Below are 11,616 nucleotides of genomic sequence, written 5' to 3'. Positions count from 1 at the left end.
CCGGATGGAATGGCGCGCCCACTGCACGGCGAGTTCGGCGGTCAGTCCGGACAGTCCGGCCTTGCTCGCGGCATAGGACGCCTGCGGAATACCGGCTCGTGGGTGGGGTTACCCGGAGCCGGCTGCCGCCGTTGCTCCGACCCGGACGGTGATCCGATAGGACAGCACAGCCATCGCGAACAGCCCGGCCGCGACCGAGATCAGGGCGCCGAATCCTTCGGTCGCGAACTCGGCGAAAGCGTTGAGAACAGTGAAGATCAGGGCCGCGATACGTAACGTCTGCAGCGGCCACAGCGCACCGTCGCCGCGGTAGCGGACCATGGACGGTGTCGCGATCAGGAAGGTCAGGCAGGCGCTGACGAAGAGGATCAACTCGGCGATCCCCATCCGCTGGATATCGAAGGTGGTGTCGGGCGCTTTCAGGGCGATCCCGCCGGCCGCGAGCGCGATGATCCCGGTGACCACGCCCGCCCCCGATACCGTGACCAGGGACCAGCCGATCACCGGCACCCACCGTGGACTGCGGAAGAATCCGGGGACGAGCCGGGGCAGGAACTGCTGCACCGAATACAGCCGGTCCGCCCGGTGCTCCGCCGCGTCCAGCAGTAACCGGATGCCGTGCAGGGCCGCGGGATCGGCGCCGCCCTCCTCGGCGCGGCGGAGCATCGCGTGCGCCGCGGCCCGCCGATGCGCGGGCAACCCGCCCGCCATCCCGGTCGCCGCGACCGTGGCCGCATTGGCCAGGTACTCGTCGGCCGTGGGCGCCCGCAGGACCCGGACCAGCCGGTTGGCGACCAGGATCACGAGCACCAGCACGTACATGATCTCTGCCGATGGACCGTAGAAATAGTCGTTGTCGGAGGTGACGAACTTGCCGACCTCGTCGAGGAACAGGCCGAACCCGATACCGCCGATCACCACGGCCGCGACCCGGGCGCTCGTACCGAGCAGCAGCCAGCCGAGCAGCAGCGCCACCATCATGGCCGCCCCGCCGTACAGGGCGTGCGCGATATGCAGTGAGCCGCCGCCGACCTGCGGATAGTCGGTGACGGCGAGATAGGCCCGCGTCACCAGAATGGTCGTGATCGCGATGACCAGGAAGGTTTCGGCGACCGTACTGCCGTAGGCGTTGCGCATGATCCGGGTGCGCCGCCGGGTGCTACGGGTCTCGGGCATCGCGCTCATGCCGGTCCTTCCGCGACTTCGGAATCGACACCTGCACCGGGCCCGAGGGCTCGGAGGGCGAGAATACCCCGGCATCGGGCGAGGATCCGGCACCGAATCGGCTGTGCCCGCGCCGGTCGGCGGGGCTCGATCTTGCGGACGGCGCCGCGACGGGACTCCGGTCGTCCCGGTCCCCGCTGTGGTGCTCGCGCCTCAGGTCAGTAGTTTGCCCAGTAGAGCCGCCAGTTGGTCGCGTTCGGCGGTGGTGAGGGCGGCGAAGGTGCGGTCGAGGAATTCCGGTATGTACTTCTCAGCCTGCGTCAGTGCCCGCCGGCCGGCCGCGGTCAGTGTGACCGCGTAGGCGCGCCGATCCGCGGGATCGCGTTCGCGCCGGATATATCCGGATCGTTCCAGTTCATCGGCGATACCGACCATGACACTGCGATCGATGCGCAACTCCTCGCTGAGCGCCTGCTGCGAGCGCGGTCCGACGGCGGCGAGCATTTTCAGCACCAGATGCTGGCCGACTCCGATCCCGTGTTCGTGGGCCGCCGTCTCCGCCGCGCGCGCCACCACGGTCGAGGCGCGGCACAGCGCGATATCCGGGCGTTCCGCGGCCAACTGTGGGAAGTAGGTGGCCCGGTCGGGGGCCGATGTCCTGGCGGGCATGATCGCCAGGCTAGCACAATCATCTGTGTAGAGATCATTTGACAGTAGATCATCTGCCGCCCTACGGTCGAAATCAATCTTGGTAAAGATGATTTGTGGGCAGATGGAATCGCCGCATATCCGCTCACTCCGGAATAGGAGACCGCCCGATGTCGCTGAACCTGTCCGCCGAGGACGTTCTGTCCACCACCCGCGCGGTGCGCAAACGACTCGATTTCACCCGGCCGGTGCCGCGGCACCTCATCGAGGAATGCGTCGACCTCGCTACCCAGGCGCCCACGGGCCGGAATCGGCAACGCTGGCACTTCCTCGTCGTCACCGACAACGCACAGCGGGCCGAAGTCGCCGCCCTCTTCCGCGCGGCGGCCCGGGCCGGCGGCGGCAGACCGCTCACCGGGCAGGATCTCCGCCGGATGAACGCCCATCCGGGGTCGCTCCAGCGCATCGGCGAAGGATTCCAGCACCTCTACGACAACATCCACCGGGTACCGGCCTTCGTGATCCCCGCCGTCGAGGGCCGCACCGATCACGCGAGCGTGCTGGAGCAGTCCATGACCTGGGGCTCCATCCTGCCCGCGGTCTGGAGTTTCATGCTCGCGGCCCGGGACCGCGGACTCGGCACCGTCTGGACCACGGCGCAGGGCCCGCTGGAACGCGAACTGGCCGCCGTCCTGGGCGTCCCCTACGACGAAGTGATGCTGGCGGCCCTGATTCCGCTCGCTTTCACCCTCGGTACCGACTTCCGCCCGGCGCCGCGTATCGGTCGCGATCAGGTGCTGCACTGGAATCGGTGGTGAGTGCGGCGGTATCGGCCGCGGTCAGGCCGAAGACCAGGGCGGGGGCGATACCGCCCGCGTAGGCGTGGTGGTAGAGACCGCCGATATCGGACCCCGCCGCGAACAGCCCCTCGATCGGGTTGCCCGCGGTGGAGAGCACGCGGGCGGCCGCGTCGATTCGGATGCCGTGGAACGGGAAGGTCAGTGCCGGGCAGGTTTCTATGAGGTAGTACGGGCCCCGGTCCAGCGGATGCGCGTCGTAGGTGCGCGCGGGGGTCACCGCGTCCCCGGCCGCGTTCACCGCGCGGATCTGTTCGGCGATCGCCGCCCCGTCGTAACCCCACTCCGCCGGAAGGTAGGCGAAATCCTCCAGAGTCTCGGCCGTTCCGCAACGGCCGGATCGGCGCCGGGTGAGATCGAATTTGTCCACCGCGACAGCGCCTTCGACATAACTACCGAGCACCCACTCGCGGTACACCCGCTCGTCGGCGACGAGCAGCCCGCGCGCCTGCGGCTGCTCGACGAGCCGCATGGCGGTGAGGTGGTCGCCGAGGGTTTCGTCGGTGAAACGCTGATTGTCCAGATTGAACAGGAGGGCGTGCTCGCTGTAATAGAGCGACAGCGCCACGAAATCGGCGGGGTCGCGGAAGGGGACGCCGGTGGGAACCAGATGCCCGTAGAAGCCGGAACGCGGGCTACCGGTGGCGGCACCGGCGCTCTCGGCCAGGCGCAGCCCGGCACCGGCGCTCGCCGGATTGGATCGTACCTGCATATCCGGCGCCTGCGGATGGATGTATTCGGCGACGAGTTCGCCGTCGGCCTGGAACCCGCCGGTGGCGAGAACGACCGCCCTACTGTGGATGTCGATCTCCGCGCCGTCCGGTCGCCGCACCCGTGCACCGGTGACCTCGTTATCGCGGGTCAGGAGTTGGAGAGTTTCGGTGCCGGTGAACAACTCCGCGGCAGCGGTGATCCGGCGCCGGCATTCGTCGATGTACTGGTTGGTGTCGAACTGATGGCCGATCCCGTAGCGCAGCACGGGTACCGGCTCGCCACAGTGCACACCGAGAGCGCGGATCCACTCGACCGCACCGGCGAACCCGTCGACGAGTGCGTGGCGCAATGCGGGATCGCCGTCCGGGTTCACCTCGTCCATCACCGCGCGGGTGGGCGCGGTCCACGCGTACCCCGCGTACCGTGCCGACCCGCCCACCGCCTCGGCCTTCTCCACCACCACGACCGAGCGGCCCCGGTCGAGTGTGCGGGTCGCGGCGGTGAGCCCGGCCATCCCCGCGCCGATCACCAGTACATCTGTCTCGATTGTGCGTGTCATCGCTTCCTCGTTCGCTCGATTCGCGGGCCCGTGCCCGCGGTGGATCCGAATCGGCCGCGTGGGGCTCGGTACGGGTCACCCGGTCCGTGCAGGGGGTTGGGTGGCGCTGCCGATCACGGCCGCCGCGGCGGCGAACCCCTCGGCCACGGCATGCGATACCCGGCGGGGAACCACCGCGTCGCCGATGATCTGCACCCGTGCGTGCGGCAGCTCCCGCTGGAACGGCGCCCGGCCGGTGGACCGCCGTTCCCCGGCTGCCACGACGCGATCGCAGGCCAGCCGAGTGATGCGGCCGGACAGCGGATTCCGGTAGGTCACCACGGTCTCCGACGCGTCCCGCGCTACCTCCGACACCACGGCATCGACGACGAAGTCCACCGGAGCGCCGATCAAGCGCTTACGCAGCTGGACCCGGCTCTCCGCGGGGATCCCCGCGGCGACCGCCGGTCCCGGCACGAGCACGGTGACCTGTTTCGCTCCGCCCGCCAGCGCCGCCTCCACCACCCCGAGAGCGGGCCAGTAGCCGAATCCGTCGTCGACGACCACCACCCGGTCACCCGGCCAGATCTGCCAGGGATCGAACAGGGCCGCGGTGGTCGTCGCGGTGCCGGGGGTGGGGGTTTCGGTCGCGCCGGTCGCCACGATCACCTCGCCGAAACCGGTGAGATCGGCCGGGCGGGCCCGATATCCCAATTCCAGCGATACACCGGCGAGATTGTTCTGGTAGTACCGCAGCAGCGCCGACCAGCCGGCCCGATTCGGCGCCTGCGCGGCGGTGCGCAACTGTCCACCGACCCGGCGACTCGCTTCGAAGACGGTGACGGCACGGGTCGGGCCCAATCGGAGAGCCGCTTCCAGCCCGGCCGGTCCCGCGCCGACGATCGCCACTCGCGCCGCGCGATCGGGTGCCGAACCGAACTGCAGTGGCCGCGCCGGACGAGCTGATCGGCCGGGCGGCGCCAGTACCGGATTGACCGAGCAGAGCAGTACCGGAGTGAACGATCGGCAGTCCTCGTTGCAGGAGACACACGGGCGGATCCGGTTGTCCTCGCCACGCAGCAGTTTCACCGCGATATCGGGATCGGCGATGAAAGGGCGGGCCATCCCGACCATATCGGCGCCCGCGCCGAGAGCGGCCTCGATTTCGGTCCGGTTGCGGAACGCCTGGGAGACCAGCAGCGGCCGGTCGGTGGCGGCGCGTAATCGACGCAGTACGGGGAGCAGTGGAGGTTCGGCGGTCGCCATATCGCGGACATAGGTGGCGCGCACGCCCACCGTCACATTGATGTAGTCGAACATGCCCAGCAGCGGCAGCAGTTCGCACAGGCCGCCGGCATCCATACCCGCTTCCTCGGCGCCGTCGATCGAAAGGCGTACGCCCAGGACAATGTCTGGACAGGCCGCCGTGATCGCGGCGTGCAGCCGGTGCAGTATCGCGGCCCGTCCGGCGATCGTGGCCGCGTCCGGGCGGGTGTTCGACGCGGCGGACAGGAACTGGGCCAGCAGGTACCCGTGCGCCGCGTGCAGTTCCACCGCGGCGAACCCCGCGGCGGTGGCATGCCGGGAACTGACGGCGAAGGCCGCGATGATCTCCTCGATATCGTCGTCGGAGAGTACGCGGGCCCGGACCGGTTCGCGGGGCGAACGGATATCCGACGGCGCCACCGGATGCTCCCAGATCTCCGCGCCCAGTGTCTCCCGGCCGAGGTGGACCAGCTGGCAGACCGGTATCGCGCCTTCGGCCGCGATTGCGCTCGCCCGGCGGCGCAGGCCCGGTAGACCCGCCGGGTCCGACGCGTCGGTGATATTGCCGGTCCGGTTTCCCGAGTCCGAACCCACCACGGTGCCGCCGGTGATCACCATGGCGGCGCCCCCGGCCGCGCAGCGCCGCCAGTAGTCGTCGTCCCCCGGTTGGGCCACACCCCCGCTGACCACGCCCGATCCGTGTGCGGTGGCGACGAGCCGGTTGCGCAGGGTGAGGGGGCCGATCCGCAGTGGGGACGACATATGAGGGGAGAGCACCGTTCCTCCTTGAACTGGATTCACTTCATATTATTGCCACACAGTGATTGACACCACAATGGGATTGGCATAGTTTCAAACTGACATCAGTTCAGTTCTGCGGGATGTGGGTATTCGCACCATGAAGTTGTTGTTCAAGGCCACGGCGGCCGCGGCAGCCCTCGCTGTCACCTCGGTAATTGCGGCCTGCGGCGCGAGTCCGGGCGCCACGGGACCCGTCTCGGGCGCCTGGTCCGATGTTGAGGCGGCCGCCGGTGAAGAGGGCAGCGTCCTGCTCTATTCGAGCCAGAAGCCCGCCAATCTGGAGCGGCTCGAGGCAGCGTTCGAAAAGCAGTATCCGCGGATAGATCTGGAGTTCGTCCGGGGTACCGACGCCGATATCAACCCGCGGGTGGAAACCGAGAACCGCACCGGACGCGGTACGGCGGACGTCCATATGCTCACCGACGCGACATGGATCGCCAACGCGGCCCAATCCGGTAGCTATTCCACCGACCTGGTCGGCCCGCATCTGCGGGCCCCGGAATACCGGCCGGAGACCAGCGTGCTCGAGAACCGGTTCGCGCTGAGCAGCGCGGCCGTATTCGCACTCGGCTGGAACACCGGCACCGTGCCCGGCGGTCTACGCTCCCCGCGCGACCTCCTCGATCCGAAATATCGCGGGAAGATCGGCATCGTCAACCCCACCGGTATCGCCTCCTACGTCGATCTCTATCGCTTCTACGCCGGGGCCTACGGCGAGGACTTCTGGGATCGGATCGCCGAGTTGAAGCCGCGTATCTATCCGAGCGCGCTCGGTGTCGCCCAGGCGCTCACCTCCGGCGAGATCGCGGTCACCCCCTCGGTGCAACCGCTGGTCACCGAAGTGGCGGCCGGCGCGCCCGTCGGCTGGGCGCTGCCCCCACAGCCGTGGGGCACACCCTGGTACAGCCATGTCGTGAGCGTCGCGCCGCATCCGAACGCGGCGCAGGTCCTGGTCGATTTCATGACGACCCGGGAGGGACAGGCCGCCCTGAACGAGGGCTACGCGGCAGCACTGCCGGATATCCCGGGGGCGGTCGTGCAGGCACAGGAGATCGCCGCCCCGGATACCGCCGACCTGACCCCGGACAAGATCACCCAGTACTCCCAGGAATGGGCCCGGCGCTTCCAGAACTGATCCGGCTCCGATTCACACCGACCGACAAAGGACACGCATGGACACCAGGGCCGAGCCCCTGCACGGCACCCACGTGCTGGTCACCGGGGCATCCGGAGGGATCGGCGGGGCGACCGCCGAACTGTTCGCCGCCGAGGGCGCGACGGTCTACCTCACCGACGTGGACGATATCGCGGGCAGCAAAAGGGCCTCGAATCTCGGACCACGCGCGCACTATCAGCACCTGGACGTCACCGACGAAGACGACTGGCAGGCCGCCGTCACCGCGATGGAACGGGCCGGTCACCGGATGAACGTGCTGGTGAACTGTGCCGGGACCGCGCTGAAGGCGCCGCTGGCACAGACCACTCTCACCCAGTTCCGCCGGATGATCGACCAGCACCTCGTCGGCACCTTCCTCGGGTTGCGGGCCGCGGCGGCGGCCATGACCGACGGCGGGGCCATCGTGACCGTCTCGTCGCTGCGCGGTGTTCTGGCGACCGCCGAACTCGGCGCCTACGGTGCGGCGAAATCCGGTGTGCGGGCGTTGACCAAGGTCGCGGCGCTGGAATTGGCCGAACAGGGTATCCGGGTCAATTCGGTGTGCCCGGGCAGTATCACCACCGAGATCACCTCGGCCCCGGGTTTCGCCACCGACGATATGCAGACCTACGTCCGCAGTATTCCCATGCAGCGCCGCGGCTCGCCGGCGGAGGTGGCGGCGGTGATCGCGTTCCTGGCGACCGCGGCCAGCAGCTATGTCACCGGAACAGACCTCCTGGTCGACGGCGGGACCGCCGCCGGTGTCCGTACCCCGAAACTCTCGACCCAGAAGGCATGAGATGACGTCGAATTTCACCGTTTCCGGCCTCACCAAGACCTACGGCGCCAACACCGTCGTCGATCAGCTGGATCTCACCATCGAGGAAGGTGAATTCCTCGTGCTGCTCGGGCCGAGCGGATGCGGCAAGACTACGACGCTGCGCTGTCTGGCAGGGCTGGAGAATCCGCAGGGCGGTTCGATCGCGTTCAAGGATCGTCCCGTTTTCGACGCTGCCGCCCGAATGAACGTGCCCGCGCACAAACGCAATATCGGCATGGTGTTCCAGTCGTACGCACTGTGGCCGCATATGACCGTGCGCGACAACATCCGCTACCCGCTGAAGGTCCGCAAGATGAAGGAGGCCCTCGCGGAGGGCGCGGTGGAGACCGCGGCCGAAATGGTCGACTGCGGCGCACTGCTCGATCGCTACCCCGCGCAGTTGAGCGGCGGCCAGCAGCAACGGGTGGCCGTCGCCCGCGGTCTGGTGGCGCGACCGGATCTGGTGCTCTTCGACGAACCGCTCAGCAATCTGGACGCACGCCTGCGCGATCAGGTGCGTTCCCAGATCCACCAGCTGCACCAGCGGCTCGGATTCACCGCGGTGTTCGTCACACACGACCAGGCCGAGGCGTTCGCCCTCGGCGACCGGCTGGCCATCATGAAATCCGGGAAGATCGAGCAGTACGACGAACCGGAGCGGGTGTTCGAGAATCCCGTATCGGACTACGTGGCCGCCTTCATCGGTATGAGCAACCGGTTGTCGCTGCGCCGGGGCCACGACGGATGGGCCACGGCGGCAGGCGATTCCATCGATCTGACGCATGCGGTGATCCGTGATTCGGCCGATGAGCACCGTAGTGCGGTGGCGCGGTTGCGGCCCGACGATGTCCTGCTGCACGCCACGGCCGACGAGGTGCCGCTGGGCAATGTGGCCCTGCACGCCGAACTCGTGACCTACGAATACGGTGGCCGGTATTTCGATGTCACGGTCGAAACCGGCGGTGATCAGTTGATTCTGCGGGCGCCGGCGGCCCAGCACAGTGCCGCGTTGCGAGGGAGCAGCCCGGGTGCGCCGCTGGTGGTCAGCTTCTCCCCGGCCGCGCTGCGGGTCTTCGCGGCCCCGGGTGGGACTCCGGTCGCGGCGCCGGAGCCGGTGGCCGTGAACGCGGGAGGGCACGCCTGATGGCCACCGTGACCACCACCGCCTCCCGGTCGTTCACCCTCCCCGCGCAATGGCGTTCGCGCCTGGGCTATCTCGCGCTGCTGGCGGTGCTCGGCTACCTGGTGGTGCTGCCGATGATCCGGTTGCAGTCGCTGGCCTTCGCCGACGGTGCGCGCGGCTATCGGGCGCAGTACACGCGCTTCGATATCGCCGAGACCATCCGGACCACCGTCGCGCTCGCGCTGGGATCGCTGGTGATCGCGATGGTGCTCGGCACCCTGCTCGCCTTTGCCGCGAGCCGGCTGCCGGATCGGCTCGGGTTCCTGCGGATCATTCCGGTCCTGCCGATCGTCATGCCCGCGGTCGCCAATATCGTGGGCTGGGCGTTTCTGCTGTCCCCGGGGCCGGGATACCTCAATGTGCTGCTGCGGAAACTGCCGTGGTGGAGCGGTTCGGATACCGGGCCCATCGATGTGTATACCGTGCCGTGGATCATCATCCTCACCGGTTTCGGCCTGACCTCGTTCGTGTACCTGTTCGTCAGCGCCGGTATGCAGAACATCAGCGCGGAACATCTGGAAGCCGCGCAGATCAGCGGCTCCTCGACGGTGGGGGTCTTCTTCCGGGTGGTGCTGCCGCTGCTGCGCCCGTCTCTCATCTACGGCGGTGGTATCGCGCTGCTGCTGGGCCTGGGCCAGTTCACCGGACCGCTGCTGCTGGGACAGAACTACGGTGTGAAGGTCCTGACCACGGAGATGTATCGGCGGGTATCGGAATCGCCGTCGGATTTCGCCGCGGCCGCGGCCGCCGGTTCGCCGCTGGTGATCTTCGGACTGGCCCTGGTGCTGATCCAGAAAGGTCTGCTGGGCAACCAATCCCGGTTCGTCACCCACGGCGGTAAGGCGTTCGCCCCGCCGGCCGGGCGCTCCCTGTGGGCCACCGCGACCATCCTCGTCTACGCACTGTTCGCCCTGGTGATCCCCCTGATCGGTCTGGTCATCGTTTCCCTGACGCCGTATTGGTCGGGTGCGCTGTCGTGGGATCTGCTCACGCTGGACAACTTCCGTGCCCTCGCCGCCGACAACGCGATCGTGGAATCGGTGCTGACCAGTGTCTCGACCTCGCTGGCCGCCGTGCTGATCTGCGTACCGCTCGGATACCTGATGGCCGGACTGCTGGTCCGTGGGCGCCGGTTCAAGGTGCTGGCCCTGCTCGCCGATCTGATGACCGCGCTACCGCTGGGTATCCCGGCCGTGATCTTCGGTGTCGGATTCCTGCTCACCTATACCGAACCGCCTCTGATCCTGTACGGGACCAGGACGGTGATCATTCTGGTCTACATCGTGCTGATGCTGCCGTACGCGGTGCGGATGCAGATGACGGCGATGCTCGCGCTGGGCAACACCTATAGCGAGGCCTCCGCGACCAGCGGCGCGTCCCCGCTGGTGACGAATCTGCGGGTGATGCTGCCGCTGATGCGGCCGACCATCCTCAGCGCTGTCGCCCTGATGTTCATTCTGCTCACCCACGAATTCGCCGCGTCGCTTCTGGTGCGGGCCTCGACCACCCAGGTGATGGGCACCCTGCTGTTCGACCTGTGGCAGAACGGGTCCTACCCGCTGGTGGCCGCCATGGCGCTGCTGATGACAGCGGTGACCACCGCCGGTGTCGCGGTCGCGATGCTGGTCGGCGGGCGGAACGTGCTGAACAAACTGTGAGGCGGGACAACCCCGCCGGTACCGGAACAGAAAGGGCCGCAATGGCAACGGGAGCATCCAGACTCCGCGACAAAGTGGTACTGGTGACCGGGGCGACCGGCGGGATCGGGGTCGAGATCGTGCGCCGCCTCGCCGCCGAGGACGCCACGGTGGTGGTGACCGATCTCGGCGAAGCCGCCTGTGCCGAACTGGTCGCCGGGCTGGACCGGCCGGCCCGGCACCTCACCCGCCCCCTCGATATCGCCCGTGAGGACGAATGGCGCGATACCGTCACCGCGGTGCGCGATCGGTACGGACGGCTGGACGCGCTGGTCAACAATGGTGCCATCGGCAGTCTGGCCTCGGTGGTCGACGAAGACCTCGACCGCTACAACCGGGTCGTCGAAGTGAGTCAGACCGGGACCTGGCTGGGGATGAAACACGCGGGCGCCCTGATCGAGGACAGCGGCGGCGGTTCGATCGTCAACCTCTGCTCGATCCTCGGCACCGTCGGCGGACTGGGCAACAGCCTCGCCTACGCGGCGGCCAAGGGCGCGGTCCGCACGATGACCAAGAACGCCGCGCTGCACTGGGCCACGAAGGGAGTCCGGGTGAATTCGATCCACCCGGGGTTCATCGAGACCGAACAGCTGCTCGAGCGGTACGAGGGGACCGAGCGGCACCGGGGGATGCTGGCCGGGACTCCGATGGGCCGGCTCGGTAGGGCGGCGGAGGTCGCGGCCGCGGTCGCGTTCCTGGCCGGGGACGATGCCACCTTCGTCACCGGTACGGAACTGTATGTGGACGGCGGCTGGACCTGCGCCTGAAGCGA

10 protein-coding genes and 1 pseudogene are annotated in these 11,616 nt (G+C 68.2%); 6 read left to right on the top strand and 5 right to left on the bottom strand.

The window, feature by feature from the left end; translation table 11 throughout:
* From AB0F41_RS17275 to AB0F41_RS17265, 3 genes and pseudogenes are all read right to left on the bottom strand, one after another.
* Window positions 1–96, bottom strand: a pseudogene (locus tag AB0F41_RS17275) (short-chain dehydrogenase); the annotation flags it as partial.
* A gap of 12 nt (window positions 97–108) precedes the next feature.
* Complete coding sequence (locus AB0F41_RS17270; RefSeq protein WP_357424809.1) at window positions 109–1,185, bottom strand: hypothetical protein; 1,077 nt, start codon at window positions 1,183–1,185, stop codon at window positions 109–111.
* A 192-nt stretch (window positions 1,186–1,377) separates the two neighbouring features.
* Window positions 1,378–1,833 carry a MarR family transcriptional regulator gene (locus tag AB0F41_RS17265; protein WP_357424807.1) on the bottom strand — a complete coding sequence of 152 codons (456 nt, stop codon included), beginning with the start codon at window positions 1,831–1,833 and terminating at the stop codon, window positions 1,378–1,380.
* Window positions 1,834–1,982: 149 nt separating this feature from the next.
* Between AB0F41_RS17265 and AB0F41_RS17260 the strand changes: the two genes are divergently transcribed.
* Window positions 1,983–2,630, top strand: coding sequence for a nitroreductase family protein (locus AB0F41_RS17260; protein ID WP_357424805.1), 648 nt, complete (start codon window positions 1,983–1,985; stop codon window positions 2,628–2,630).
* Here AB0F41_RS17260 and AB0F41_RS17255 read toward each other — a convergent pair.
* Entirely contained in the window at window positions 2,557–3,942 is a 1,386-nt protein-coding gene (locus tag AB0F41_RS17255) for an FAD-dependent oxidoreductase (protein ID WP_357424803.1), read from the bottom strand. The two genes, AB0F41_RS17260 and AB0F41_RS17255, sit on opposite strands and share 74 nt — an antisense overlap.
* 75 nt (window positions 3,943–4,017) lie before the next feature.
* Window positions 4,018–5,964 carry an NAD(P)-binding protein gene (locus AB0F41_RS17250; protein ID WP_357424801.1) on the bottom strand — a complete coding sequence of 649 codons (1,947 nt, stop codon included), beginning with the start codon at window positions 5,962–5,964 and terminating at the stop codon, window positions 4,018–4,020.
* Between the two features lie 121 nt (window positions 5,965–6,085).
* Between AB0F41_RS17250 and AB0F41_RS17245 the strand changes: the two genes are divergently transcribed.
* From AB0F41_RS17245 to AB0F41_RS17225, 5 genes are read left to right on the top strand one after another with little or no spacing between them, the layout of a single operon-like run.
* Window positions 6,086–7,123: an extracellular solute-binding protein gene (locus tag AB0F41_RS17245; RefSeq protein ID WP_357424800.1), complete on the top strand. Its 1,038-nt coding sequence runs from the start codon at window positions 6,086–6,088 to the stop codon at window positions 7,121–7,123.
* A gap of 37 nt (window positions 7,124–7,160) precedes the next feature.
* Window positions 7,161–7,943, top strand: coding sequence for an SDR family oxidoreductase (locus AB0F41_RS17240; RefSeq protein ID WP_357424798.1), 783 nt, complete (start codon window positions 7,161–7,163; stop codon window positions 7,941–7,943).
* 1 nt (window position 7,944) lies between these two features.
* On the top strand, window positions 7,945–9,108 hold the full coding sequence (locus tag AB0F41_RS17235) for an ABC transporter ATP-binding protein (RefSeq protein WP_357424796.1): 1,164 nt from the start codon (window positions 7,945–7,947) through the stop codon (window positions 9,106–9,108).
* On the top strand, window positions 9,108–10,805 hold the full coding sequence (locus AB0F41_RS17230) for an iron ABC transporter permease (RefSeq protein WP_357424794.1): 1,698 nt from the start codon (window positions 9,108–9,110) through the stop codon (window positions 10,803–10,805). The genes AB0F41_RS17235 and AB0F41_RS17230 overlap by 1 nt, the downstream gene beginning before the upstream one ends.
* A gap of 41 nt (window positions 10,806–10,846) precedes the next feature.
* Window positions 10,847–11,611, top strand: coding sequence for an SDR family oxidoreductase (locus AB0F41_RS17225; protein WP_357424792.1), 765 nt, complete (start codon window positions 10,847–10,849; stop codon window positions 11,609–11,611).
* Window positions 11,612–11,616 lie beyond the last annotated feature (5 nt).

It is taken from the genome of Nocardia sp. NPDC024068 (genome assembly GCF_040638875.1).
Classification (GTDB): Bacteria; Actinomycetota; Actinomycetes; order Mycobacteriales; family Mycobacteriaceae; genus Nocardia.
Note: the sequence above shows the minus strand (reverse complement) of the source record. Positions and strands in the feature narration are given on the sequence as shown.

Coding starts and splice junctions, on each gene's coding strand:
- AB0F41_RS17270 (WP_357424809.1), bottom strand. CDS start 1,185: ATGAGCGCGATGCCCGAGACCCGTAGCACCCGGCGGCGCACCCGGATC.
- AB0F41_RS17265 (WP_357424807.1), bottom strand. CDS start 1,833: ATGCCCGCCAGGACATCGGCCCCCGACCGGGCCACCTACTTCCCACAG.
- AB0F41_RS17260 (WP_357424805.1), top strand. CDS start 1,983: ATGTCGCTGAACCTGTCCGCCGAGGACGTTCTGTCCACCACCCGCGCG.
- AB0F41_RS17255 (WP_357424803.1), bottom strand. CDS start 3,942: ATGACACGCACAATCGAGACAGATGTACTGGTGATCGGCGCGGGGATG.
- AB0F41_RS17245 (WP_357424800.1), top strand. CDS start 6,086: ATGAAGTTGTTGTTCAAGGCCACGGCGGCCGCGGCAGCCCTCGCTGTC.
- AB0F41_RS17240 (WP_357424798.1), top strand. CDS start 7,161: ATGGACACCAGGGCCGAGCCCCTGCACGGCACCCACGTGCTGGTCACC.
- AB0F41_RS17235 (WP_357424796.1), top strand. CDS start 7,945: ATGACGTCGAATTTCACCGTTTCCGGCCTCACCAAGACCTACGGCGCC.
- AB0F41_RS17230 (WP_357424794.1), top strand. CDS start 9,108: ATGGCCACCGTGACCACCACCGCCTCCCGGTCGTTCACCCTCCCCGCG.
- AB0F41_RS17225 (WP_357424792.1), top strand. CDS start 10,847: ATGGCAACGGGAGCATCCAGACTCCGCGACAAAGTGGTACTGGTGACC.